This window comes from Rhodococcus sp. USK10, assembly GCF_019378875.1.
In the GTDB taxonomy this organism is placed as follows: domain Bacteria; phylum Actinomycetota; class Actinomycetes; order Mycobacteriales; family Mycobacteriaceae; genus Rhodococcus_F; species Rhodococcus_F pseudokoreensis.
The window spans coordinates 1094094-1119436 of record NZ_CP076047.1; the positions used below are offsets into that span (position 1 = coordinate 1094094).

General features: G+C 64.6%; 22 protein-coding genes and 5 pseudogenes. 16 read left to right on the forward strand and 11 right to left on the reverse strand.

What is annotated here, in order from left to right; genetic code table 11:
* Nucleotides 1–96 precede the first annotated feature (96 nt).
* The 6 genes and pseudogenes from I1A62_RS05640 to I1A62_RS05665 form a co-directional block, all read right to left on the reverse strand.
* Nucleotides 97–1005 (reverse strand): crotonase/enoyl-CoA hydratase family protein, encoded by a 909-nt coding sequence (locus I1A62_RS05640; protein ID WP_011595388.1) that lies wholly within the window; start codon nucleotides 1003–1005, stop codon nucleotides 97–99.
* Nucleotides 1006–1007: 2 nt separating this feature from the next.
* Nucleotides 1008–1808: a nitronate monooxygenase family protein gene (locus I1A62_RS05645; RefSeq protein ID WP_257890470.1), complete on the reverse strand. Its 801-nt coding sequence runs from the start codon at nucleotides 1806–1808 to the stop codon at nucleotides 1008–1010.
* Between the two features lie 71 nt (nucleotides 1809–1879).
* Complete coding sequence (locus I1A62_RS05650; RefSeq protein ID WP_219454662.1) at nucleotides 1880–2779, reverse strand: MBL fold metallo-hydrolase; 900 nt, start codon at nucleotides 2777–2779, stop codon at nucleotides 1880–1882.
* A gap of 304 nt (nucleotides 2780–3083) precedes the next feature.
* On the reverse strand, nucleotides 3084–4868 hold the full coding sequence (locus tag I1A62_RS05655) for a long-chain fatty acid--CoA ligase (RefSeq protein ID WP_011595404.1): 1785 nt from the start codon (nucleotides 4866–4868) through the stop codon (nucleotides 3084–3086).
* Nucleotides 4869–5403: 535 nt separating this feature from the next.
* Entirely contained in the window at nucleotides 5404–5889 is a 486-nt protein-coding gene (locus I1A62_RS05660) for a tautomerase family protein (RefSeq protein ID WP_011595402.1), read from the reverse strand.
* Between the two features lie 338 nt (nucleotides 5890–6227).
* Nucleotides 6228–7147, reverse strand: a pseudogene (locus I1A62_RS05665) (alpha/beta hydrolase).
* A gap of 534 nt (nucleotides 7148–7681) precedes the next feature.
* Between I1A62_RS05665 and I1A62_RS05670 the strand changes: the two are divergent.
* The 3 genes and pseudogenes from I1A62_RS05670 to I1A62_RS05680 form a co-directional block, all read left to right on the forward strand.
* Nucleotides 7682–7858, forward strand: a pseudogene (locus tag I1A62_RS05670) (IS701 family transposase); the annotation flags it as partial.
* A gap of 69 nt (nucleotides 7859–7927) precedes the next feature.
* Nucleotides 7928–8257: a GntR family transcriptional regulator gene (locus I1A62_RS05675; RefSeq protein WP_219454664.1), complete on the forward strand. Its 330-nt coding sequence runs from the start codon at nucleotides 7928–7930 to the stop codon at nucleotides 8255–8257.
* Between the two features lie 160 nt (nucleotides 8258–8417).
* On the forward strand, nucleotides 8418–8678 hold the full coding sequence (locus tag I1A62_RS05680) for a hypothetical protein (protein WP_219454666.1): 261 nt from the start codon (nucleotides 8418–8420) through the stop codon (nucleotides 8676–8678).
* On the opposite strand, the pseudogene I1A62_RS05685 reads toward I1A62_RS05680, so the two are convergent.
* A pseudogene (locus tag I1A62_RS05685) lies at nucleotides 8654–8940 on the reverse strand (nitronate monooxygenase); the annotation flags it as partial. The gene I1A62_RS05680 and the pseudogene I1A62_RS05685 overlap by 25 nt on opposite strands.
* Nucleotides 8941–9431: 491 nt before the next feature.
* Between I1A62_RS05685 and I1A62_RS05690 the strand changes: the two are divergent.
* From I1A62_RS05690 to I1A62_RS46010, 6 genes and pseudogenes are all read left to right on the forward strand, one after another.
* A complete protein-coding gene (locus I1A62_RS05690) occupies nucleotides 9432–10250 on the forward strand; it encodes an SDR family oxidoreductase (RefSeq protein ID WP_219454671.1) in 819 nt (272 codons plus the stop codon).
* Complete coding sequence (locus I1A62_RS05695) at nucleotides 10247–11062, forward strand: enoyl-CoA hydratase-related protein (RefSeq protein WP_219454673.1); 816 nt, start codon at nucleotides 10247–10249, stop codon at nucleotides 11060–11062. The genes I1A62_RS05690 and I1A62_RS05695 overlap by 4 nt, the downstream gene beginning before the upstream one ends.
* Nucleotides 11040–12293: an acyl-CoA dehydrogenase family protein gene (locus I1A62_RS05700; protein WP_219454675.1), complete on the forward strand. Its 1254-nt coding sequence runs from the start codon at nucleotides 11040–11042 to the stop codon at nucleotides 12291–12293. The genes I1A62_RS05695 and I1A62_RS05700 overlap by 23 nt, the downstream gene beginning before the upstream one ends.
* A gap of 1 nt (nucleotide 12294) precedes the next feature.
* The gene (locus tag I1A62_RS05705) at nucleotides 12295–13077 is read left to right on the forward strand and encodes an SDR family oxidoreductase (protein ID WP_011595395.1); all 783 of its coding nucleotides are present in this window, start codon (nucleotides 12295–12297) and stop codon (nucleotides 13075–13077) included.
* Nucleotides 13070–14104 (forward strand): phosphotransferase family protein, encoded by a 1035-nt coding sequence (locus I1A62_RS05710; RefSeq protein WP_219454667.1) that lies wholly within the window; start codon nucleotides 13070–13072, stop codon nucleotides 14102–14104. The genes I1A62_RS05705 and I1A62_RS05710 overlap by 8 nt, the downstream gene beginning before the upstream one ends.
* 2 nt (nucleotides 14105–14106) lie before the next feature.
* Nucleotides 14107–14241, forward strand: a pseudogene (locus I1A62_RS46010) (IS3 family transposase); the annotation flags it as partial.
* A 382-nt stretch (nucleotides 14242–14623) separates the two neighbouring features.
* Here I1A62_RS46010 and I1A62_RS05715 read toward each other — a convergent pair.
* The gene (locus I1A62_RS05715; protein ID WP_219454669.1) at nucleotides 14624–14791 is read right to left on the reverse strand and encodes a hypothetical protein; all 168 of its coding nucleotides are present in this window, start codon (nucleotides 14789–14791) and stop codon (nucleotides 14624–14626) included.
* Nucleotides 14792–14971: 180 nt separating this feature from the next.
* On the opposite strand from I1A62_RS05715, the gene I1A62_RS05720 reads away from it, so the two are divergent.
* A complete protein-coding gene (locus I1A62_RS05720) occupies nucleotides 14972–16414 on the forward strand; it encodes an MFS transporter (RefSeq protein ID WP_257890471.1) in 1443 nt (480 codons plus the stop codon).
* 637 nt (nucleotides 16415–17051) lie between these two features.
* On the opposite strand, the gene I1A62_RS05725 is transcribed toward I1A62_RS05720, so the two are convergent.
* On the reverse strand, nucleotides 17052–17702 hold the full coding sequence (locus I1A62_RS05725; protein WP_219454677.1) for a TetR/AcrR family transcriptional regulator: 651 nt from the start codon (nucleotides 17700–17702) through the stop codon (nucleotides 17052–17054).
* 472 nt (nucleotides 17703–18174) lie between these two features.
* Between I1A62_RS05725 and I1A62_RS05735 the strand changes: the two genes are divergently transcribed.
* Nucleotides 18175–18315 carry a hypothetical protein gene (locus I1A62_RS05735; protein ID WP_167540931.1) on the forward strand — a complete coding sequence of 47 codons (141 nt, stop codon included), beginning with the start codon at nucleotides 18175–18177 and terminating at the stop codon, nucleotides 18313–18315.
* 299 nt (nucleotides 18316–18614) lie between these two features.
* On the opposite strand, the gene I1A62_RS05740 is transcribed toward I1A62_RS05735, so the two are convergent.
* Both I1A62_RS05740 and I1A62_RS05745 read right to left on the reverse strand, forming a co-directional pair.
* On the reverse strand, nucleotides 18615–19523 hold the full coding sequence (locus tag I1A62_RS05740; RefSeq protein ID WP_011595388.1) for a crotonase/enoyl-CoA hydratase family protein: 909 nt from the start codon (nucleotides 19521–19523) through the stop codon (nucleotides 18615–18617).
* A 2-nt stretch (nucleotides 19524–19525) separates the two neighbouring features.
* On the reverse strand, nucleotides 19526–20530 hold the full coding sequence (locus tag I1A62_RS05745; protein ID WP_219454679.1) for a nitronate monooxygenase family protein: 1005 nt from the start codon (nucleotides 20528–20530) through the stop codon (nucleotides 19526–19528).
* Between the two features lie 418 nt (nucleotides 20531–20948).
* Between I1A62_RS05745 and I1A62_RS05750 the strand changes: the two genes are divergently transcribed.
* From I1A62_RS05750 to I1A62_RS46015, 5 genes and pseudogenes are all read left to right on the forward strand, one after another.
* Nucleotides 20949–21875, forward strand: a complete 927-nt coding sequence (locus I1A62_RS05750; RefSeq protein ID WP_219454655.1) for an MBL fold metallo-hydrolase — start codon at nucleotides 20949–20951, stop codon at nucleotides 21873–21875.
* 149 nt (nucleotides 21876–22024) lie between these two features.
* The gene (locus tag I1A62_RS05755; protein ID WP_219454681.1) at nucleotides 22025–22264 is read left to right on the forward strand and encodes a hypothetical protein; all 240 of its coding nucleotides are present in this window, start codon (nucleotides 22025–22027) and stop codon (nucleotides 22262–22264) included.
* Nucleotides 22265–22350: 86 nt separating this feature from the next.
* Nucleotides 22351–23463: an alcohol dehydrogenase catalytic domain-containing protein gene (locus tag I1A62_RS05760; protein WP_219454683.1), complete on the forward strand. Its 1113-nt coding sequence runs from the start codon at nucleotides 22351–22353 to the stop codon at nucleotides 23461–23463.
* A complete protein-coding gene (locus I1A62_RS05765) occupies nucleotides 23453–24949 on the forward strand; it encodes an NAD-dependent succinate-semialdehyde dehydrogenase (protein ID WP_219454685.1) in 1497 nt (498 codons plus the stop codon). Before I1A62_RS05760 ends, I1A62_RS05765 begins: the two co-directional genes overlap by 11 nt.
* Before the next feature lie 105 nt (nucleotides 24950–25054).
* Nucleotides 25055–25189 (forward strand): annotated as a pseudogene (locus I1A62_RS46015) (IS3 family transposase); the annotation flags it as partial.
* Nucleotides 25190–25343: the final 154 nt, after the last annotated feature.

Below are 25343 nucleotides of genomic sequence, written 5' to 3' on the forward strand. Positions count from 1 at the left end.
GGCAAACGTGGAAGGGGCACGAAACCAAAGGCGTTCGCGTCTGCAGGCATCACAGTGACGCGGAGCGAATCTCGCCTTCGAGCGGTCGCGACCGCATCACTTCGGGTGCGCAGGCGCTGAAGCAGAGGCCCGGCCCGCCACCCAGTCGTTGTAGAAGTCGGGCATCTCGGATGCGCGCCCGTGGAAGTGGGGTTTCCGTTTCTCGAGGAAGGCGGTGACGCCTTCCTTGCCGTCGCCGATGCTGGTCCAGAACATGGCGAGTGAGTCGATTCGGTGGGCCTGGTCGGGGTGGGTCAGGGTGGCGTTGCGTCGTACCATTTGTCGGCTCAGGGCCACGGCGACGGGGGAGCGGTCCCGGGTCCAGGCGTCGGCGATTGCGGCGGCCTGGGTGAGCAGGTCCTCGCCGGGGTGGATTTCGTCGACGAGTCCGACGGCCAGTGCGGTTTCGGCGTCGAGGATGTCGGCGCGCAGGACCAGGTCGAGCGCTGCGGAGGGGCCGACGAGTCGGGGTAGATACCAGGTCGAGCAGGCCTCGGGCACGATGCCGATGCGGCCGAAGACGAGTCCGATTCGGGCGGAGGTGGACATCAGTCGGCGGTCCATTGCCAGTGTCATCGTGGCGCCGATGCCCACGGCTGGGCCGTTGAGGGCGGCGATGACCGGTTTGCGGCAGTCGTGGATGGCGAGTGTGCAGCGTCCGCCGGTGTCGCGGACCGCGGCGATGGCCGGATCGTCGAGGTCGGCCATGTCACTCAGGCCTGGTGTGCGTTGCTCGTCGAGGCCGAACACGTTGCCCTCGCGACTGAGGTCCATGCCGGCGCAGAACGCGCGACCGGCTCCGGTGACGATGACGGCGCGGACGGAGTCGTCGTCGTTGACGGCGCGGAAGGAGTGCTCGAGTTCCTCGGCCATGGTGACGGTGAAGGCGTTGAGGTGTTCGGGTCGGTTCAGGGTGATCGTCAGGATGCCGTCGTTGACGTCGTGCCGGATTGTCTGGAAGTCCATGATCAGACCGCCTGGGATGCGGTACGGGCGGCTGCCGGGATGGTGTGGCCGAGGCCGGTGATGATGCGGTCGGCCTCGTCGATGATGCCGTCGACGATTTCCTGGCAGCTCTGCACGGAGTCGATCAGGCCCTGGGCTTGGCCGGCCCACCACATGCCGTCGTGCATGTCGCCGTGGGTGAGGACGCGGTCGCGTCCGCGTGCTCCGGAGGCGAGGTCGGCGACGTCGGCGAAGGTGGCGCCGGGTTGTGCGGAGCGGCGGGCGATTTCCTCCGAGATCGTGTTGCGGGCCACTCGTGCGGTGTTGTTGAACTCGCGGAATACCAGTTGGGTCGCGCGTTCGTCGTTGGCGACGATTTGGTCTTTGACGTTTTGGTGGACGGGGGCTTCGGTGGAGGCGACGAAGCGGGTGCCCATGTTGACTGCGGATGCGCCCAGGGCGAGGGCGGCGACCAGGCCGCTGCCGGTGGCGAAGCCGCCGCTGGCGATCAGGGGGATCCGAACCTGGCGGGCGGCTGCGGGGATGAGAACGAGGAAGGGGCGGGACCCGGGACCGTTCCGGCGGAACGGCGCCTCGATGTTAATTCGGACCGTTGGTCCGTCAAGGGACTTGTAGATTCCCGGTTCGCTGTGAACTGTGTAGTTGAATGCGTCGGTTGCGAGCGAATGGATGGAGAATGAACTCCTCATCGGCGCGGAGTCCCCGGTCGTCTGCGTCGGGGCCCCGGACGGCGCGGTGTGCACCCGCGCCGCACCGTCCGGGTCGTCACTGCCGTCCACGACAAGCGCACGGACAGGCTTCACGCTGCCGATCTCGCGGTCCGCCTCGAAGGAGTTTCGAACCTTTGAGCGTCGACGAGGGGTCAGCTGGGCGACTATTGGCCGGAGGTCGCGCCAGCCGTGGTTCGCATCTCTATCGCGCTGAAGGCCGAGAACGTCAGGGTCCATACGTTGCCGTGGTGCGGGAACTTCGCCGACATGATGCCGATGAGGTCTTGAGCATCCTTCGCTATGTTGTACGCGGCCGCGAATTCTTTGATGTAGGAACGGGTTTGTTGAATCATCATGTCTACTGCGTAATCGTCGCCGTCGGGTCGACGGTGTCCGGCGACGATCATTCGCGGCTTCAGGTTCTCCACGACGTCGACGGTTCCGAGCCAGTCCGGCCATTCGTCGGCTGTCGACAACCCGAGCATGGGGTGGATCTCGTTGTAGATCGCGTCGCCGGACACAACAGCGTCGATGGCCGGTATGTGCACGATCGTAGTGGGGCTGATGTCGGCTTGTTCCACCTCGATGATCTTCAGCGGCGAGCCGTCGACGAAGAACGTGTCACCGTCGAACGGGTCGGGAAGAGCGTTACCTGTCACGACCGTGTCGCCGAACATCTGTCCAAACTGTTCGGCGTACTCTTCGTTGTTCTCTTTCATGGCCTCCACGATGTGTGGCAGCGCAATGCATTTCGCATCGGGGAACCGTTCCATCAGCGGGCCGATCCCGAGGTAGTGGTCGGGATGTGCATGGGTGACGTAGATCGTGGTGAGTGTTTTCCCGGTGCGCTCGATCAGATCGCCGAGGTCCTGGACGTCCTCTTTGAGATATTGGGCATCGATGAGTACTACTTCGGTAGGACCGCTCACGATGGTGGACGTGCAGGGCGGGAAGGTACCGGTTTCCGGCCCCGGGAACGGGCTGGGAAATTCGGGCCACCTACCGACGTACACCGTCGCGCGAATTGGCGGTGCGACCGCAGTGGGGTGAGCGTCGATGGTCATGTGTCCTCCAGAGGTTCGGGTTTGGTTTGCCTTGGGTGGCCGTGGTTTGCCGGCCAACGTTATGGAGAGAGTAATCTCTATCACACTCAAAAGCAAGGGGCCCAGGACTTTCGCATATCGCGGGGGCCTGAGCACACACCGCTTTCGTGATGTTGCGTCACAGTGCCCGTCGGGCAGAATGGTGAAGAGTCACCGAAGGTGGAACGGCAGAACGAAACTGCCCTTCTCAGGAAGTCACCACCGGCACGACTCGTTCGTCGACGGGTGTTCGTGCGTTCAGCGTCGCCCCCTGTGCCGGGCACGTCTATGTCGAGTAGAGGTCGTCGATCTGAGTGGCGTACCTTGTCGTGACATTCCTGCGTTTGATCTTCATCGTGGGTGTGAGCACGTCACTTCCGGGCAGCCAGTAATCCTCGACCACCCTGAACTTCTTGATCTGCTCCACCCTGGAAAGTTGAGAGTTTGCAAGATCGACCCCGGCTGCAACCTCGGCGATAACGGCGGGATCGCTTGCCGATCTCCCGGCAGCCGCGTCGGGGTCGAGGGTAATCAACGCGACGTTGTACAGCCGTCCGTCACCGATACAGGCGACCTGCCCGATCAACGGGCTGCTCGACCGCAACCGTGACTCGATATTCGCCGGGGACATGTTCTTACCGGCCGCATTGATGATGATCTCCTTCTTGCGATCGACGATCCGCACGTAGCCATCCTCGTCGACCGTCCCGATGTCACCGGTATGGAGCCACCCGTCTTTGTCGATCGCCTCGGCGGTCTGGTCGGGCTTGTTCCGGTAGCCACGCATGACTGTCGCCCCACGGACGAGCAGCTCCCCGTCCTCGGCGACTTTCACCTCGATTCCGGGCAGGGGTAGCCCCACCGTGCCCTCCCGGATGGCGTCGCGCGGATTGACGGTGATGGCAAGGGACGTTTCGCTCATGCCCCACACTTCGCAGATGGGAATACCGATTGCCGAGAAGAACGCGAACACGTCGCGGGGAGTCGGGGCCGATCCAGAGAGGACCCAGTCTATTTTCTCCAAGCCCAGCATTCGACGAAACCTGTCGCCGATGAGCGCGGCCGCGACCGATGCCTGAATGTCGAAGATCTTGCCGAGAGAACGGTTGTCGCGTGCGGCCTGTGCCTTCTTGATCCCGATGTCGATGGCCCAGCGCAGCAGTGCGCGCCGTGCCCAGTTGGGGTCGGCCTCGAGCTGAGCCTCCACTTTGGCCTTGGCCTTCTCCCAGATACGGGGCACCGGCTGGAACACCGTCGGACGCACTTGCTCCACGACGTCCAGTATCTCGCCGCCGACCGGATGTGGCGTGACCGTGAATCCCCAGATCATCAGAGCGCAATAGTGCGCACCCCACCGATCACCGATGTGCGCGGAGGGAAGGAAGGAGACGAAGCGGCCGCCCGGTGTGGTGGGCATTGCCTGTTGGAGCGCGCGAACTTGACTCATCAGGTTGTGGTGAGTGAGTTCTACACCCTTGGGTGGGCCTGTGGTGCCTGAGGTGTAGATGAGTGTCAGGAGGTCATCAGGAGCGACCGCCGACCACGTTGCGTCGAAATCGAAGTCCGGGTCGCCCGCTGCTTCCACGTCCTCGAGGCTGAGCGTCCCCTCCAGTGCGCCGTCGACCACGACGATCAGGTCGAGCGGGGTGCCGCCATCGCGCACGGCCACGAGGCGGTCGACGAACGCTCGCTCGGTGATCACGATCCGGTTTCCGGCATCACCGAACAGATATTCGATCTGATTGTGTGCGGACGTGTTGTAGATCGAGAACGGCAGGGCACCGAGGTGCATGGCGGCCAGGTCGACGATGTGAAACTCCGGCCGATTCGTGAGCATGATGCCGACGGTGTCGCCGCGCCGAACACCCAGCGCCGCCAAGCCGGCCGTCAGGCGTCGGACTCTCTCCGAGAGTGCGGCGAACGTCAGTGAGACGCCTCCGTCGACAGTGCGCAGAGCGACTTGGTCGGCCCGCGCGGCCGCGGTGATCTGGAACGCCTCGCACAGGGTCGCAGCGTGTAGTGCGCGAGTAAACGCCTCGCCGGGATCGTTGGCGACTTCGAGTGCGTGCATTGTGATTTCTGCCTCTCCATGTGATCGCCCGCTACCGTAGAGAGCGATCCCTACCATTTTAAAAGCCAATAGTGTCATTCGTCTGCCACGTCGGCTACTGCCGAGAACACGGGCCCTCACCAGATCCGCCGAGTTCCTCGACGGCCTTGCTGAGCGTGTCGAATTTCGACCGAAGATGCCGACAGCTGACCCGGCAACGCAAGCATCCGGGCTACCGACCACTCGATGTCCGATGAGCCGCCCGTGACGAGCATGCGCGGAGCCGGAAAATGTTGATCGGTCCAACTTTCGCCTCACACTCGAACATCGGCCACGACCACGACCACGCAAGCGCACCAGACTTACGGCCAGGTCGGGATCCTTGGTGGTCTCGAACGTGAGCAGTTGCCTACCGGTGGCCGGGTTGAGGGGCACGTAAGGCATCGGTTCTCGCCTTCTGCAGTTGCTCGAACGGGCCGACGGCCCGGGTCGGTGGGGGCACAGAGACCCGGGCCGGGATCACGGAGCGTTGGTCAGACTGTGGGTCGCTAGGTATTCAGCCCCTGGGATCGACCAACCCCACGATCTGGCCATCCGCGTTAAGACCGACCGTTTCGGTCCAGTCGTACGGGGATGATTTGTTGTCCTTCATCCACCGCTTCTCCGCCGGTGAGCGGAACGGCGGCGGGGTGAGCCCGTCGACCCTCCACAGCTCGGCCGGCATCTCCCCGATGCTCATTTCCCAATCGTGTCCCCGGCCGTCGAGCCAAGGCCGGATGGTCTCGGTCAGCATGTCCATGATGAACTCCTGCATCACCTTGCCGTCTATCGCTCGTGCGATGTGTTCCACCTGGAGGCGAACAAAGTTGTCGACGGCCTCGCCACCCCTGAACGCGTTCCTTTTCTCCACCTCGTAGAAGAACACGTCGCAGTAGAAGGCCGGCATTTCTGCCGCGTAGCGAGCTGTGATGGCCTTCGCGAAGTCCTCCTTGTCCTGGTCGGTGTAGGCCCCAACAGGGTGGTGGATTCTCCAGAACGGCATGACTATTTCTCCTTTTTCGTCGTGAGCCGAGTGCTCACACTTTCGATGACCACGCCCGGATTGGACGAGGCGTGTTGATTCGGGATGCGGACTGCAATCACCGCGAGATCGCAAGAAGCGGGGCATCTTGTCGAGGGCCTCATGCACCGATGTAGTTGCCGTCGCGGCGCTTGGGTTGTTTCCTACCGCCACAGCACCTCCGCGACGAGCGGAACGGCGGCGGGGAGAACCCGTTGATCTTCCGGATCGGCCGGCAACTCGCTGATGATCATTTCCCAGCCGTAGTCCCGCTCCGTACCCGCTTATTGCCAGGACCGCAGCGGGGTAGACCCCGGATGTCAGACCGATGCCGGGGCGACCTTCTGCGCCAGGTGCTCGAGAAACCAGTCGCGTGCCGCGCCCGAGGAGAGAACTCGAAGGGGTGACCGGTGTATGCGTCGAAGTGGCCGCCGGGGATCGAGACGAGACGTTTGGGTTCTGCCGCGGTCTCGAACGCCTCCTTGGCCCACTCCGCCGGCGTCACAACGTTGTCGTCCTCGGCAACCACCATCAGCAGCGGGGTAGGAGCGACGAACTTGAGAAACTGGCCCGGCTCGTAATTCAGTTCCAACGAGCGCATCGTCACCTCGTTGCGCCACGCGGTCCCCTCGTAAGCCGAGAAGAACTCGTAGGCATCGGGCGTCGGCAGGGCTGCCGGCTGCGTCGGGTCCGCGGTGACCACCGGAATCATCGCCGGTGCCTCTCCTCGGGCTCGCGCAAGCCGATCGGCGGCCTGCCCGTCCCATGCCGCCTGCCAGAACTCCTCGGGCACACCCGCCTCGAATGCGCGCCGCATCGAGACACCAGGCACCTGACCGCACACGGCCTTCACGCGGCGATCGATCGCCGCGACCACGAACGCGTTCCCGCCCGAGTAGCTCGAACCCCACACCCCGATCCGCGAGGCGTCGACCTCGGGCCGGCCCTGCGCGTAGGTGATCGCGTGCTGGCAGTCGTGGATCTGGTCCCACGGGTCGATCTCCTGCCGGGGCTTGCCCGGCGCCGTGTCCGAGGCACCGAACCCCCGGTGGTCGTAGACCACGCAAGCGAACCCCGCGGCGGTAAACACCTCGGCGAAGGGTTCGAGACCCATCTCCTTGGTACACGAAAACCCGTGCGTCAAGATGATGCACGGCAGCTCACCGGACGCGTCGTCAGGTTTGTAGAACCAGCCGCGCAGCGTCACTCCCTCAGCGTCGAACTCGATATCTTCACGCATCGGCTTCTCCATTCCAGTAGGTGTCTTGTGGATTGCCTGTTCAGGCAGGCGCCACGATCAGTTCTTCGGCGCTGTTCGACGAGCTCCGGTTCTCCTCGAACCAGCGCGGCCTCGACGGCCGACTCCGGCTGCGGGCCAATAATTCAAATGGTTCCTTCAACGGTGTAGGCGTTCTACGGGGTGAACAGCTGCCACAGCGGCATTGGTGTGCTGCTTCTATCTGACGGGCGTAAAAGTGTGCAAAACCACATTGCGTACTGGGCTCGAGCATGCCCGCTGGGCCTGCTGCGGCACACGCGGGTATATACCTACGTAGGTACCTGTTGAGGGGCCCATCGTCGCCACGGCCGCGACGCGGTGGCGGTGCTGCCGTGCTGGAGCAACGGGTCATGGTCCGCCGAGAACGACGACGGGAACGGGTGCGGCGGCTCGGTCTTTGGTACTGCAACGACAGTTTGCGATCGAGACCGTTGTGGTAATTGATCCAATGGGCAGTCAGAGGTGCTGGAGTGGTCAGCGGGGTTCACCGCGTTCTGGGCGATCAAGGAGTGCTTCCGAACCACCAAGAACGAGACCGGACTCGACCACTCCAGGTGCGTGCGTACTCGGCCTGGTACCGGCACATCACTTTTGTCGATGACTGCGGCTGCCTTCCTGACGATCCCGCCGCGGCGCTCAAAAGGGGATCTCCAGTCGGCGCCCGAGATCTAATACCTCTGACAGTCAACGAGATCCGACGATTGTTTGGGCCGTGTCGCCCCTCCGGTCGAACACGCCCTCGTGCATGTCTGGCACCGATCGAACTGGCGCCGCGCCAGCCAGGCCGGAGCGCGCGCCAGCCACTCCAAACATCGACATCACAAACTGTCGTTGCAGTATTACGTGCGTGCGCTCGTCGCGCCCCAATGCCGGTGCCATTTCAGCGGGCGGTCAGGACTTTGTTGCGCTGTCCATCGTGGCGAGGACCGTAGTGGTATCAGCGAACTGCAAGAGGAGTACGGGATCCGCAGCCTGAATACCGTGCGCGCCGCGCAGCAGTGTGTCGCCGAGGAAGGACTGCTCGAAGCCCGCCAAGGAGTCGGCGCCTTCGTCGTGGCACCGAATCACTGACGGCACTCGAAGTGCACGGAGAACTGGCACAAATCCGGGATCGACTCTCGAGTGGGCCGAAACGGCAGACCGACTCCGGCGGAAGGTCGATGACGCCCTGTGGGCTCCGGCGAGCCGGGCCACGACGTCCTCGACCGAAATCCACTCTGAAAGGACCGCAATGGTATTGCTGACACTGCACACCGACCGACTCGACCGACTCACCCCCAGCCAAGTCGGCGACGGCTACTATCTCGCCGGACATTGGCTTCTGCAGAAGGCCGTCGACGCAGAGATGATCACCTGGGACAAAGCGGTGTGGGGGCACCTGATGCTCGGGGTCGAACCCGAGAATAAAGACGACCTACGTCCCCGCGAACTCGTGATCAGTTACATGGTCTCGAAGGACGGGCCGGCGATCAGCTCGCGGTACTCGTCGTAGGGCACGGGGGTGAGCGTCGGGAGGATCGTGAGCGTCGGGAGGATCGTGAGGTTGACGCCGAACGGGCGGTCGGTCATGGTTCGGCAGCGCGCGATCTCCTTGGCCAGCGCCTCGGGAGTCGGTTGGGTCGGCGCCGTGAGGAACCCGAGGGCTCCCGCGTTGGCCACCGCCGCGATCAGGTCGGCGGTGCCGACGGCGGTCATTCCACCGCACACGATGGGTGCTCGATCCCGAACTCCTCGGTGAACCGTGTCGAGAGCATGGCGTCCTTTCATTCGTGCCTGAGCCCGGCCGGGCCGTGCGTCCTCACTCCACCCCACGGCCGACCCGGCAGGGGGCGCTCCGACGACCCGATCCGCCACGAGGCGGATTGTCAGGAACTGTCGACGGGACGAGATGAATCCGTCTTGGCGGCCACAGGAAGTCAGGCATCGACCGGCGCGTCCCTGCGCTGCGTCGGTCATGCGATGTGGTGCAGGCTCCACGAGGAACCGGTGTATCGATCTGCTGGGCCCGGGCGACCGGTGGTGTGGACCGCCTCGCAGCGCGACTTCGAACGGACAGGAGCCTCGACGGTGCCGGCTGCCTGTACGAGACGCGCCTGCCCCTTCCATTATCGTCATTCACCGCTACGATAGAGAGCGATAACTATCGCGCAAATATTGCGGCCTTTGCACTTGAACTTGACGCCAGATTCGGACTATGCGAAAACGGGACGCGAGTCACAGTGCACGGCGAAGGAGAGGAAGCCTCGTGAAGGTTGCACGGAAGGTCGCCATCGTGACCGGCGGTGGAAACGGGATCGGCGGAGCGATCGCCGAACGTCTCACCGAACGGGGTGCGCGGGTACTTGTGGCCGATCTCGACCCGAAAGCAGCCACCGCGGTTGCGGACCGCATCAATGAACGCCACCCCGGATCGGCTCTCGCGGAAGGTGCGGATATCGCAGACTCCGAGCAGATTCGGCGCGTCATCGAGCGGGCAGAGACCGAATTGGGTCCGGTGGACCTCTACTTCGCCAACGCCGGGATCGGGGGAGCGCCGGGCCTCGACGCCGACGACGCCGCCTGGGATCGAGCCTTCGACGTCAACGTCCGCGCCCACATCCGCGCCGCCCAGCAGTTGGTGCCCATGTGGATCGAGCGCGGTGAGGGTTACTTCGTCACGACGGCGTCTGCAGCGGGCTTACTCACACAGATCGGCTCCGCCACCTATGCAGTCACCAAGCACGCGGCTGTCGCATTCGCCGAATGGTTGTCGGTGACGTACGGAGACCGAGGAATCCGGGTGAGCTGCCTCTGCCCGATGGGAGTGGAGACGAAGTTGATGCGCTCGGGTGAAGACTCGGGGGATCCGCTCGGTGTTGCGGCCACACGGGCCGTGATCTCTGCGGGGGACGTGCTCCAGCCGGCGGAGGTCGCCGACATTGTGCTGGACGCCGTCGACCGGGAAACATTCCTGATCTTGCCCCACGAGCGCGTCCTCACCATGTACCGGCAGAAGAGTTCCGACTACGACCGCTGGCTGCGCGGGATGCGCCGCTACCAGAGCTCACTGCTGGAACACGCATGACGGGTGGGCAACAGGATTTCGTACTCGCCGAGCGTCGCGGACCGGTGCTGGTTCTGACGTTCAACCGGCCGTCGAAACTTAATGCCTGGACGGACGAACTCGAGGACCGTTACTTCGATCTGCTCGACGCAGCCGAAGACGACCCGGACGTGCGTTCTGTCGTCGTGACGGGGCCAGGTCGCGGGTTCTGTGCCGGTGCCGACCTGACGCATCTGCAGGCGGTGGGTGATGCCACCGACCTGCTGGATCGTCGGCCGCGTGACGTCCCGCTGCGGCTGCGCAAGCCGCTCATCGGTGCGGTCAACGGCGTCGCGGCAGGGCTCGGGATGGTCGAGGCGCTCTATTGCGATGTCCGGTTTGCTTCACCGGCTGCGCGTTTCACCACCGCCTTCGCTCAGCGTGGGCTGATCGCCGAATACGGCATCTCCTGGCTGCTGCCACGGTTGGTCGGACGAAGCCGCGCGGCGGATCTGCTGCTGTCGAGTCGGATGGTCGACGCAGAGGAAGCGCTTCGGATCGGACTCGTCGATCACCTGATCGTCGATGGAAACGTGCTCGCCGCGGCGGTGTCGTACGCCCAGCAGCTGGCCAGGCAGTGCTCACCGACCTCGATGGCCGTGATCAAACAACAACTACAGACCGACGCGGACGGCACCTACGCCGACTCCGTGTCCCGCGCGGAAGGTCTGATGTTCGACATTTTCCGACGCGAAGACCTCGTTGAGGGTGTACAGAGCCACCTCGACAAGCGCACACCCACATTTCCCTCCCTACCTACAAGGAGTTCCCGTGTCCCTGTTCGACATCTCTGACCGCGCGAAGAAGTACCAGGCCGATCTGCTGGAGTTCATGGACTCCCACGTGTATCCCGCGGAGGCGGTGTACGAAGAGCAGATGCGCGAATCGGGCGATCCGCACTTCCAGCCGCCGATCCTCGAGGAGTTGAAGGCGGAGGCGCGTAGCCGCGGGTTGTGGAACCTGTTCCACCCCCATCCCGACTCCGGGCCAGGGCTGACGAACCTCGAGTACGCCCCGTTGGCGGAGATCATGGGCCGCAGCCACATCGCCCCGGAGGCGTGTAACTGCAACGCACCCGACACCGGGAACATGGAAGTGCTCGAACTCTTCGGCACCGAGGAGCACAAGGAGAAGTACCTCAAGCCGCTGCTCGACGGGACGATGGCCTCGGCATTCGCGATGACCGAGCCGGCGGTGGCAAGTTCCGACGCCATCAACGTCGAACTCTCGATGGTCCGCGACGGCGACGAGTATGTGCTCAACGGCCGAAAGTGGTTCGCGTCAAATGCGTTACACCGCAACTGCAAGGTGCTGATCGTGATGGGCAAGACCGATCCGTCGGCGGCGCCGCACCGGCAGCAGTCGATGATGGTCGTCCCCATAGATGCGCCCGGTGTCACGGTGATGCGGGGACTTCCGGTGTTCGGATACCAGGACCGAGAGGGCCACGCGGAGATCGACTTCGCCGACGTGAGGGTTCCGGCCAAGGATGTGCTCAAGGGTGAGGGCGAGGGATTCGCGATCTCCCAGGCGCGCCTGGGGCCGGGCCGGATCCACCACTGCATGCGATCGATCGGGATGGCCGAGCGGGCGCTCGAGCTGATGTGCCGGCGGGCGTCGTCGCGGGTGACGTTCGGGAAACCGGTCAGCGAGAACGCGAACATCCAGGATTGGATCGCCGAGGCCCGGATCGAGATCGAGATGATCCGATTGCTCACGTTCAAGGCGGCTCACCTCATGGACACGGTCGGGAACAAGGAGGCGCGCACCGAGATCGCGGCGATCAAGGTGGTGGGGCCGAACGTTGCGCTGAAGATCATCGATCGGGCGATCCAGGTGCACGGCGGCGCCGGTGTCACCGACGACTTCCCGCTCGCCATGGCCTGGGCGCACCAGCGCACACTGCGACTGGCGGACGGCCCCGACGAGGTGCACAAGCGGTCCATCGCGCGCCAGGAACTCCGGCGGTACCGCGATTCGGCGCCGGCGTCCTCGACCAACGGCCACAAGGTTGCGGTGAGCTGAGATGACCGGACTCGACCTCACCGGACGCACCGCCATTGTTGCCGGCGCCTCGCGGGGCATCGGCCTCGCGGCCGCCCAGGCCATCGCCGCCGCCGGCGCCAACGTGGTGCTCACCTCACGGTCGCAGGACTCGGCGGACGCCGCCGCAGCACAGGTCGGGGGCACCGCGATCGGCGTTGCCGCCCATGCCGTCGACGAGGACGCGGCCCGGCGGTGCATCGATCTGACTCTCGAGCGGTTCGGCAGTGTGGACATCCTCGTCAACAACGCGGGAACGAACCGTGCGTACGGTCCGATCATCGACCAGGACCACGAGCGCTTTACCAAGACCTTCGATATAAACGTGTGGGCGCCGGTGCTGTGGACGGGGCTCGCCACAAAGGCGTGGATGGGTGAGCACGGCGGCGCCGTCGTCAACACCGCCTCCATCGGTGGGATGGCGGCCGAGGCGAACATCGGCGTGTACAACGCGTCGAAGGCGGCGCTCATTCACCTCACGAAACAACTGGCACTGGAACTTTCACCGAAGGTGCGGGTCAACGCCGTCGCCCCCGGCGTGGTGCGGACCAAGCTCGCCGAGGCACTGTGGAAGGAACACGAGTCGGCGGTGTCCGCCTCAACGGCCCTCGGGCGGATCGGTGAACCCGAGGACATCGGCTCGGCTGTCGCGTTCCTCGTCTCCGACGCAGCCAGCTGGGTCACCGGCGAAACTCTGGTCATCGATGGCGGGCAGGTGCTCGGTGACGTTCTCCCGTTCCGGCAGGAGGTCCAGCTCGGTGTCTAGCGTGGGTATCGTCGGAATCGACACCGCCGCCGTGGCCCGATGGTTGCACACCACGGGCGTCGATTACACGGGCACACTGACTTTCGACCGGATCGGTCTCGGTCAGTCGAACCTCACCTACCTCGTTCGCGACAGCGTCGGTGGGCGGTGGGTGCTGCGGCGCCCACCGCTGGGGCACCTTCTCGCGTCGGCACACGACGTGGCCCGTGAGGCCCGAATACTCTCCGCACTGCAGGACACCGCGGTGCCGACCCCGCGGGTGTTCGGCTTCACCGAAGACCCGGCGGTCACCGACGTACCGCTGCTGCTGATGGAGTTCATCGAGGGGCAGGTGGTCGACCGGATGTCGGAGGCGCAGGCGCTGACACCCGAGCGACGGCGGGCGATCGGCCTGTCCCTACCCCGCACGCTCGCGAAGATTCATGCGGTCGACCTCGAGCAGACGGGGCTGATCGATCTGGCCAGCCACAAGCCGTATGCGCAGCGTCAACTCAAACGGTGGGCGGGGCAGTGGAAGCAATCGAAGACCCGCGAGTTGCCCGCCCTCGATGATCTGACGCGTCGGCTCGTCGAGTCTGTGCCCGAACAACACGAACTGACATTGGTGCACGGGGACTTTCATCTCCGCAACGTCATCACGTCCACTGACACCGGCGACGTCACCGCGGCACTCGACTGGGAATTGTGCACCCTGGGCGATCCACTCGCCGATCTCGGCAGTCTGCTCGCCTACTGGCCCGAGCCCGGCGAGACGTTCGGTGGTGAATTCCCGGCTTCGACGCTCGACGGCTTTCCCGACCGAGCCGAGATCGCCCAGGTGTATTTCGACGAGACCGGGCGCGATTTGAAAGACCTCGGGTTCTGGCATGCGCTCGGAATGTGGAAGGTCGCGGTCATCGCCGAGGGTGTCATGCGTCGGGCGCGAGATGAACCGCAGAACAAAGCAGCAGCAGGAACGCCGACGGTGGAGCGTATCGACGCGCTCGTGGAAAAGGCGTGCGACATAGCAGCCCGAGCCGGAATCTGACTCGGGTTCTGGGCTGGTGAGTGATGACTGTCAAGACCACGCCGTGGGTCGGCGGCGTTCTCGGACAAGCACTGTGCACCTGCAGGAGAACAGATTTCCGGTTCACCTCAACAGGTTCGAGGTATCACTCGGATGCTAGCCGCCGAGGTTGAGTGGGAGACTGCCGAATGGAGTCGGTCCGCTGTTCAACACGGACCGACTCCATTCGTCAATCGATTAATTCCCACCGACCGACTACGACACGCGCTACCGTGAACAGCCCCACCGCCGCCTCGATCCTCGAGATCGCCTGAACGAAGTCTCCACTTACGTCAGGGCGGATCAATCCGCGTATCGGACATTCAGGGCGATCACAGCTATGCACACATGTTCAGTCGCCACCGCAGAGTGAGAGAGACCAATGACGAACCGGCACGACATACCTCAAACGGACGAAGTAGCGAAAAGACGAAAAATACGCGGCCTGATTGCCGCGTCCACGGGAACAATCGTCGAGTACTACGACTTCACCGTGTACGCCTATCTTGCAGTGGTAGTGGCTCCGTTGTTTTCCCCTCCGCTCTGGTCGGGAATGTAGTTGCGGGTCAGTAGATTGATTCGATCTCGTGCTGACCACAGATTTTCCGCGAGCGAGTTGTCGAAGCTGTCGCCGACGCTGCCGGTGGACGGGGCGATGCCGGCGTCCACGAGCCTCTGTGTGAACCGCAGCGCCCTGTGGCGGTCCCTCGAGGTGGCTTGCCACCTTGAGGGACGCACGACAGCGATACGTTTCGAGATCCTGGCCTTCGCCTCTCAGTGCGACTAGGTCTTGATGAGCGGAAAGACAGATGCATGTGCCAACTAGTTGATGTGAAATGGTCGTGATTGATGTCCGCGAACGTACTAGCTCCGCCTGTTACCGGTAGTACCCGTAGCCCTGCTCTCATCACCGCGACGCTCGCCGGATGCGGGGTGATCTGCTCGTTCATGCAGACGCTCATGATCCCGCTCGTTCCCGAACTTCCGCGGTTGCTCTCGACGAGCCCTTCCAATGCGTCGTGGATCGTTACCACCACGCTCCTGGCGGGCGCCGTCTTCACTCCGATCTCGGGACGCCTCGGCGACATCTTCGGTAAGAAGAGTGTGGCGCTCGTCCTGCTCGGCGCGATCCTGGTCGGCTCGCTCCTGGCGGCAGTGACTACCACCCTTATCCCGATGGTCGTGGGTCGAGCCTTCCAGGGTGCCGGCCTGGGCATGATCCCGCTGGGAATCGGCATGCTGCGCGATACCATCCCGCCCGAGCGGCTAGGCCGGTCCGTTGCGTTGATGAGCTCCACACTGGGAGTGGGTGCGGCCGTGGGAATGCCGCTGTCGGCGTTCGCTACACAGCATTACAACTGGCACATGTTGTTCTGGATGTCGGGAACGCTCAGCGTCCTCGGTGCGGGTGCGCTGTGGGTGATCGTGCCGGCGGGTCCACGGCATCGGGACATGCGCTTCGACATCGCGGGGGCGCTCGGATTGGCCGTCGGGCTCACAGGACTGCTGCTGGCGGTTTCCAAGGGCAGTGATTGGGGCTGGGCCGCCGCGCCGACCCTCGTCTGCGCCGTGGGAGGACTACTCGTGCTGGTGGTCTGGGGGTGCTACCAATGGCGCTCACGTAGTCCGCTCGTCGATCTACGTGTCAGCATCCGTCGTCCGGTGCTGCTGACGAACCTCGCGTCGGTCGCTGTTGGTTTCGGTCTGTTCGCGTCCTCGGTGGTGCTGCCGCAACTGCTCGAGATGCCCGCCGTCACCGGGGTCGGGCTGGGGCAGTCGATGGTGGTGGCGAGCTTGTGCATGGTCCCGACCGGTCTGATCATGATGGCCGTCTCGCCGCTCGCCGCACGGGTCTCCGCCGCCCGTGGGCCCCGCACCAGTCTGATCATCGGCGCTGCGACGATCGCGGCCGGATATGGTGTGGCACTGGTGTTGATGACGCAGGTGTGGCACATCGTGCTCGTCGGCTGCTTCATCGGTGTCGGGATCGGTTTCGCGTATGCGGCGCTGCCGACACTGATCATCCATTCGGTTCCAGAGCATGAGACTGGTGCCGCCAACGGCTTGAACACCTTGATGCGGTCGATCGGTACCTCCACCGCCAGTGCTGTCGCCGCCGTGCTCCTCGCGCAGAATGTGGTGTCGGTGGGCGGCCACGAGTACACCACCGCAACTGGTTTGCGGCTTGCTTTCGCGGCGGCCGGGCTCGCGGCGTTGGGAGCACTCGCCATCGCCTGGTTCCTGCCGCGGCGCGAAAGGGTATATCCCGACGCAAGCGTCGCAGTCACCTGATAGGTGCACAAAATCTGACAAGAAAGCGGCGAAGTCGCCCGACTCTTGCTGGAATAGCCTGCGATGGGCTGGTGCCGGACTGCGCCGTGTCAACGGCGTATTGCGCGCGGCGAGTGCGTATTCGCGTCCGAGATCAACCCGCTTCATCCCGGTCGTGGGGAACGCCCGAGATCTCACAACTGCCGAACACGCTACCAAAGTCTGTCCGCCCACCACCCGGTGTGGAAGGCGGGAGCGCCGTGGGGCTTGCATTCACCGAGGAGCACGAGGATGTGCGTGAGTTCGTACATTCCTCCTAGGCCAGCACGCAGGCGCCAACCAACTCCACACACTCCCGAGGCGAATACCCATTCGACGCGAACGCGTGGTTGACGATGGGCGGACAACTGTGGATCCAAGGCCTAGTGGTGTTGGAGGGTCCGGAACGAACGCGCTCGAGGGCGCGATCGTTGTCCGAGGATGAGGAGCGCTCTACAAGGCTCCGACTCTCCACCTCCTTTTGGACCCGGGTGCTGCGCATGACAGCATCCGGCGTACAGGAGCGGGCAAAACGAGTCGTAACCGTCTCCCGAGCGGGTGCCCGGCGTGCCCCGAAGATCCCGACTTATAGCCGACTGACGTAGGCCCCAGCCGGCTGTCAGCTCTTGTCGGTGGCTTTCCTCCTGGAGGGGTGATGCGCGATGCGCAACCCATTGCACCACAGCCGTGTCGCGGTGTAGACGAGCTCCTCGAAGTCGACCCTTTCGTTGAGCACGAAGGTGGAGAACGCAATCTTGCTCGTCATACCGGAGAGCGCGCGCGAGGCCATCACGGAATCGAGGTCGGGATCGGCAAGACCTCGCTCCTGGAGATCCTTGATCCCAGAAGCGTTGCGTTCGACGAAGACCTGGCTGCGAGCCTGCCGCAACTCCCGGACATTGGGATCGATGTTCGCCACCTGCTCGAGTAGCTGCATGAGCTTCGCGTTGCGGCGGTAACTCTCGAAATAGGCACGATTGCTCGCCTCGATGATCGCGGCCGGGTGATCGACCCCATCGACGTGCTCCATCCGGGGGTGGAGCATCTCGTTCTTCGTCGCTTCCATGACAGCGGCAAAGATCGCCTCCTTATCGTTGAAGTACGTGTAGAAGGTTCCGGTGGAGCAGCTGGCTTCGGCGGTGATGTCGGTCAACCGAGCGGCGAGATAGCCGTCGCGCTCGAAGATGACCCGCGCAGCGTCGACAAGGGCTTGGCGGGTGCGGATGCCCCGGCGTGTCACCGGTGGCCTGCGAGCGGTGTCTTCGGTCACTGAACGTCCTTAGGGCGTTGGGAATCGTCGTCGGGTGAACCATCCGCGAAATTCTGACCGGCTCCGGATAGATCGATGCGGACGTGTGGTGGATGCCGGTTCTCGTGCGGCGCCGTTGGATGTCGCCGATGCCGATGCCGATGCCGCCGGGTACGTAACCAGACAAACCCTCGCGTCGATGGCGGTATGACCATCACCTGATCGCACCGTACCCACAAGCCCATCGCGTCGAAAGTAGCCGCCATGCCCACAACCACCACCGTCGACGGGTTGAAGAGCCTCGTCGGCACCACAATGGACCCCAATGACTGGTTCGAGATTGCCTACTGTGCATAGAGCTCACCGATCTGGGAGCATGCTTCGCCGCCACGTTCTCGCGCTTGACCTTCAACGTGGGGCGTGAGTTCGTCGCTCCCGGGCAGCCACTGCTCGTCGACGACTTTGAACTTCCTGATCTGCTCGACAGTGAAAGTTGGCTGTTGGCGAACCCCACACCGCCGCGATCTCGGCGATGGTGGCGGGATCGCTCGCCGACTTCCCGGCGGCGGCGTCGGGATCGAGGGCGATCAACGCAATGTTGTACGGCTTGCCGTCACCGATGCACGCCGCCTGACCGATCAGGGGACTGGAGGACCTCCGACATGGCTGGGTGTTCGCGGGGGCATGTTCTTATTGGCAGTTTTGATGACCGTGCTGCTACTTCTGTTCTCGTGGGTCAGTGAGTGTCAGGCTGGCGCGGAGTTGCTCACGTCATCCGAGGTGTCGTGCCGTCGCCATAGGTAGACATGACACCTCGGATGACGTGGAGAGTCGTGCGGCAAACGTGGAAGGGGCACGAAACCAAAGGCGTTCGCGTCTGCAGGCATCACAGTGACGCGGAGCGAATCTCGCCTTCGAGCGGTCGCGACCGCATCACTTCGGGTGCGCAGGCGCTGAAGCAGAGGCCCGGCCCGCCACCCAGTCGTTGTAGAAGTCGGGCATCTCGGATGCGCGCCCGTGGAAGTGGGGTTTCCGTTTCTCGAGGAAGGCGGTGACGCCTTCCTTGCCGTCGCCGATGCTGGTCCAGAACATGGCGAGTGAGTCGATTCGGTGGGCCTGGTCGGGGTGGGTCAGGGTGGCGTTGCGTCGTACCATTTGTCGGCTCAGGGCCACGGCGACGGGGGAGCGGTCCCGGGTCCAGGCGTCGGCGATTGCGGCGGCCTGGGTGAGCAGGTCCTCGCCGGGGTGGATTTCGTCGACGAGTCCGACGGCCAGTGCGGTTTCGGCGTCGAGGATGTCGGCGCGCAGGACCAGGTCGAGCGCTGCGGAGGGGCCGACGAGTCGGGGTAGATACCAGGTCGAGCAGGCCTCGGGCACGATGCCGATGCGGCCGAAGACGAGTCCGATTCGGGCGGAGGTGGACATCAGTCGGCGGTCCATTGCCAGTGTCATCGTGGCGCCGATGCCCACGGCTGGGCCGTTGAGGGCGGCGATGACCGGTTTGCGGCAGTCGTGGATGGCGAGTGTGCAGCGTCCGCCGGTGTCGCGGACCGCGGCGATGGCCGGATCGTCGAGGTCGGCCATGTCACTCAGGCCTGGTGTGCGTTGCTCGTCGAGGCCGAACACGTTGCCCTCGCGACTGAGGTCCATGCCGGCGCAGAACGCGCGACCGGCTCCGGTGACGATGACGGCGCGGACGGAGTCGTCGTCGTTGACGGCGCGGAAGGAGTGCTCGAGTTCCTCGGCCATGGTGACGGTGAAGGCGTTGAGGTGTTCGGGTCGGTTCAGGGTGATCGTCAGGATGCCGTCGTTGACGTCGTGCCGGATTGTCTGGAAGTCCATGATCAGACCGCCTGGGATGCGGTACGGGCGGCTGCCGGGATGGTGTGGCCGAGGCCGGTGATGATGCGGTCGGCCTCGTCGATGATGCCGTCGACGATTTCCTGGCAGCTCTGCACGGAGTCGATCAGGCCCTGGGCTTGGCCGGCCCACCACATGCCGTCGTGCATGTCGCCGTGGGTGAGGACGCGGTCGCGTCCGCGTGCTCCGGAGGCGAGGTCGGCGACGTCGGCGAAGGTGGCGCCGGGTTGTGCGGAGCGGCGGGCGATTTCCTCCGAGATCGTGTTGCGGGCCACTCGTGCGGTGTTGTTGAACTCGCGGAATACCAGTTGGGTCGCGCGTTCGTCGTTGGCGACGATTTGGTCTTTGACGTTTTGGTGGACGGGGGCTTCGGTGGAGGCGACGAAGCGGGTGCCCATGTTGACTGCGGATGCGCCCAGGGCGAGGGCGGCGACCAGGCCGCTGCCGGTGGCGAAGCCGCCGCTGGCGATCAGGGGGATCCGAACCTGGCGGGCGGCTGCGGGGATGAGAACGAGTCCGGGGATGTCGTCGTTGCCTGGGTGGCCGGCGCACTCGAAGCCGTCGATGCTGATTGCGTCGACGCCGATCGCTTCCGCTTTGAGGGCGTGCCGCACGGCCACCGCTTTGTGGATGACTTTGATGCCCGCTTTCTTGAACGCTGCGACATGCTCTGCCGGATTGGACCCGGCCGTCTCGACGATGGTGATGCCGCTGTCGATGATCGCTTCGCGGTACTCGTCGTAGGGCACGGGGGTGAGCGTCGGAAGGATCGTGAGGTTGACGCCGAATGGGCGGTCGGTCATGGTTCGGCAGCGTGCGATCTCCTTGGCCAGGGCTTCCGGAGTCGGTTGGGTGAGTGCCGTGAGGAACCCGAGGGCTCCGGCGTTGGCCACCGGCGCGATCAGGTCGGCGGTGCCGACGGCGGTCATTCCACCGCACACGATGGGGTGCTCGATCCCGAATTCCTCGGTGAACCGTGTCGAAAGCATCCGCGTCCTTTCGTTGGTGACGTGCCCGGCCGGGCCCGTGCGTTTTCGTGTCAAAGAACTGATCAGCCCACCCGGCGGAGGACCACCCGAGCATTCGATGCACCGAGAGGTGCAGTGCGGGAGGGGGTGTGCGAGAAAGACACGCTGGAACCGACCGCCGGTCATGGGAAGTCGCCATTTCCGCTCCCCATGCCTCCGCTGCTCTCATACGATAGAGAGTGATTACTATCAGGTCAAGGATGCGTTCGCTGGGTCCGATGTCGCGGCAATTGACGGTAAAAGGCGGTCCGGCTGGATGGGGCAGCCGCGTCATGCTCTTGCCCTGCCATGTGGTAGAGATTACTCTCTCTAAGTGCCCTCGCCGACCCGACGCCCCCGCGAAGACGCGCTGCCCAACCCGCAACCCTGGAGGTACTCCGTGACCATCGACGCTCACTCACCTAGCGCAGGCTCAGGATCGTCGCCGGCTGCACCGCCGATCCGTGCGACGACCTACGTCGGCCGCTGGCCCCGGGTCCCGCATGATTGGCCCGAAATGCCCACCGGGACTTTCTCGCCGACCACCGCCACCATCGTGAGCGGCCCGACCGAGGCAGTTCTCATCGACGCCCAGTACCTCAAGGACGACGTCCGGGATCTCGGGGATCTGATCGAACGCACCGGGAAGACCCTCACCACGATCTACATCACGCATGCGCACGCCGATCACTACCTTGGCATCGGTCCCCTGATGGAGCGGTTCCCGGAGGCGAAGTGTGTCGCGCTGCCCCACGTCGTCGAGGCCATGAAGGAAAACATGGAGGAACACCGTCAGCAGTGGGCGATGATGTTCGGCGACGCCTGCGTCGTCAGCGATGCGCTCCCCGACCCGATCGAGGGCGACACGCTATACGTCGACGGCTCACCACTGAAGATCATCGAGGTCAAGCAGGCCGACATCCACCCGACCTCGATCGTGCACATCCCGGCGATCGATGCCGTGGTGGCCGGTGACGCCGTCTACAACGAGATCCACCCGATGCTCGGCCTGGCGACGCCCAAGGAGTGGCAGGACTGGCTCGAGACGGTGGACCTCGTAGAGAAGCTCCACCCTCGGATGATCGTCGCCGGCCACCGCCGACCGGACGGCGACGATTACGCGGTCGAGACGATGATCGCGCAGACCCGCGCCTACATCCAGGACTTCGCGGCCGCCTACGAGACCGCGAAGGGCGCCGAAGACCTCATCGACGCCATGTCGGCCAAGTACCCGGACCACGGAAATCTGTGGTCGCTGGAGTTCTCCGCCATGAGTGTCATCGCGCTTCGCGACGCGCAGAGCTCCGCAGCCGACCTCGTCCCGTGACGACATCACGCTCTCCCGAGGTACCTGTGGGTGCCTGAACGAGCCACACTCCGGTGCCCGAACAACCCATGTCGTTGCAGTGCTCACACAGCCCAGCCGGTGCACCGATTGCGGTACCGACGACGGTCCACCACCGCCCATGCGAGAGGGTGGCCGACGCGGCGTCGCGGCGGCCGCGCGACGCGTTCGGGGAGCTTCCCATTGCGTTTATCGTCGCAGCAGATGACAGCGGCATCGATGAGGACGATCTGCGGAGTCGCTGTGCGGCGGCGTTGTCCTACTTCAAAGTCCCCGCTGAATTCATTGCTGTATCAGAGATTCCACGTACCGGCTCGGGGAAGATTCAACGCCACCGGCTGCACCGTCCACAATCAGTCGTCGCCGACTAGTCCCGTTGATTCCGCACATCCGCGTTGCCGGTAGAGCGGTCCGCAGCCAGTGCTGTCAGACGCCGCAGAAGGGAAACACACACATTATGAAGATTCGCGGAGCCGTTCTCGAGGCGAGCGGCCGTCCACGGCCGTACGCGGACTCCACACCGATCTCGATCACCGAGCTCGAACTCGATTCGCCGGGACCCGGCGAGGTCCTCGTCCGGATCGAAGCGGCCGGAATTTGCCATTCCGACCTGTCCGTCGTCGACGGCAACCGGCCGCGGCCGATCCCGATGCTGCTCGGCCACGAGGCGGCAGGCCGGATCGAACAGCTCGGCGCCGGTGTATCCGGTTTGGTCGTCGGGCAGCGCGTCGTCATGGCCTTCCTGCCGCGCTGCAACAATTGCGCCGAATGCCGAACCGACGGCAAACTGCCCTGCTCCCCAGGCAGCGCAGCGAACAACGCGGGCACCCTCCTCTGCGGCGGTATCCGCCTGCACCGCGACGACACTGACATCAAACATCACCTCGGCGTCTCCGGTTTCGCCACACACGCTGTCGTCGACCAGCATTCGGTCGTACCCGTCGGGGACGACGTTCCACCCGACATCGCCGCCGTACTCGGGTGCGCCGTCCTCACCGGTGGCGGCGCGGTCATCAACGCCGGTCGCCCTACCCCGGGCCAAGCCGTCATGGTCGTCGGGCTCGGTGGTGTCGGCATGGCGGCGCTGATCACCGCGCTATCCCTCGGGGAGGGCGAGGTGATCGGAGTCGACTCGAATCCCGACAAGCTCACCCAGGCAACAAAGTTGGGTGCGTCCGCGACCTACACTCCCCAAGATGTCGCCGAGCTGAACATCCAGGCGCCGATCGTCATCGAGGCGGCAGGGCACCCACGCGCCTTCGAGACCGCCCTCGCCGCCACCGCCCCCGGCGGCACCACCGTCACCGTCGGACTCCCGGCCCCGGACGCCCGGTCGTCGATCTCGCCGCTCGCTCTGGTGGCCGGCGCGCGGACCATCATCGGCAGCTACCTCGGCTCCGCGGTACCGGCCCGCGACATTCCGGTCTTTGCGCAGCTGTGGCGCGACGGAAAACTCCCGGTCGAGAAGCTGATCTCGTCCCGGATCGCGCTGTCGGACATCAACTCCGCCATGGACCAACTCGCCGACGGCAACGCCATCCGGCAAGTCATCATCTTCGATGAGAAGTGAGGAAGCCTTGACCAGCACCCAGACCTCCCAGCAGGCGCTACTCGAAGCGGTCCCGACCGGACTGTACATCGGCGGGCGGTGGTGCCCGTCCGAGACGGGGAACACCTTCCCGGTGCACGATCCGGCGACCGGTCGAGAACTCGCCGTCGTGGCCGACGCCACCGTCGCCGACGGAGCCACCGCCCTCGACGCCGCGGCCACCGCTCAGAAGGCCTGGTCACGAACAGCTCCCCGCGAACGTGCCGAACTTCTGCGGGCGGCGTTCGACGCCGTGATCGCCCGATCGGACGACTTCGCGATGCTGATGACCCTGGAAATGGGCAAACCGCTCGCCGAGGCGCGCGGCGAGGTGACCTACGGCGCCGAGTTCCTCCGGTGGTTCTCCGAGGAGGCCGTCCGCGTGTCGGGCCGATACTCGGCGGCACCGGACGGGAAGACCCGGCTGCTGGTCCACAAGCGTCCCGTGGGCCCCTGCCTGTTCATCACCCCGTGGAACTTCCCGTTGGCCATGGCGACCCGCAAGATCGCCCCCGCGATCGCCGCCGGCTGCACGATGGTCGTCAAGCCCGCCACGCTCACGCCCCTGACCACCCTGCTGTTCGCGCGGGTCCTCGAAGAGGTCGGGTTGCCGGCCGGCGTGCTCAATGTCATCCCCACCTCGCGCGCCGGAGCGGTCACCGGCCCGCTCATCGCCGACCCCCGGCTGCGGAAGCTCTCGTTCACCGGATCGACCGAAGTCGGCCGGCGGCTGCTCGCGGACTCGGCGGAGCAGGTGCTGCGGACCTCCATGGAACTTGGCGGCAACGCGCCCTTCCTCGTGTTCGCCGATGCCGACATCGACGCAGCAGTCGACGGCGCCGTGATCGCCAAACTCCGGAACATGGGGGAAGCCTGCACGGCGGCGAATCGGTTCATCGTGCACGAGTCCGTCGCGGACGAGTTCGCGACCAAGCTCGCCGGCAAGATGGCACGCCTGGTCGTCGGACCCGGTATCGACGCGGACTCCCAACTCGGCCCACTGATCGACGAGGAGTCCCGGGCCAAGGTTCACGACCTGGTCCAGGACGCCGTCGCACACGGCGCCGCGATCGTCACCGGCGGTCGACCGGTGCCGGGCGATGGCTACTTCTATTCCCCGACGGTGCTGACCGGCGTCACCACCGATGCGCGCATCCTCCGGGAAGAGGTCTTCGGACCCGTGGCCCCGATCACGACCTTCCAGGACGAGGAGCACGCCATCCAGGTCGCCAACGACACCGAATACGGACTCGTCGCCTACGTCTACACCCGCGATACCGCGCGCACCCTCCGCATGAGCGAAGAACTCGAGACCGGGATGCTGGGAATCAACGTCGGCGTCGTGTCCAACCCCGCCGCACCCTTCGGCGGGGTCAAACAGTCGGGTCTCGGCCGCGAGGGCGGCTTCGAAGGAATCGACGAATACCTCGACATCCGGTACGTCGGGCTCGCAGACCCCTATGCCTGACCAGGCGCGACATCGGAAGCCGGTCGCCGCCACCGAACGAGTCGACCGCATGGTCGCGCTCGTGGCGAAGGCGTGCGACGTAGCAGCCCGAGCCGGAATCTGACTCGGGTTCTGGGCTGGTGAGTGATGACTGCCAAGACCACGCCGTGGGTCAGCGGCGTTCTCGGACAAGCACTGTGCACCTGCAGGAGAACAGATTTCCGGTTCACCTCAACAGGTTCGAGGCATCACTCGGATGCTAACCGCCGAGGTTGAGTGGGAGACCGCCGAATGGAGTCGGTCCGCTGTTCAACACGGACCGACTCCATTCGTCAATCGACCAATTCCCACCGACCGACTACGACACGCACTACCGTGAACAGCCCCACCGCCGCCTCGATCCTCGAGATCGCCT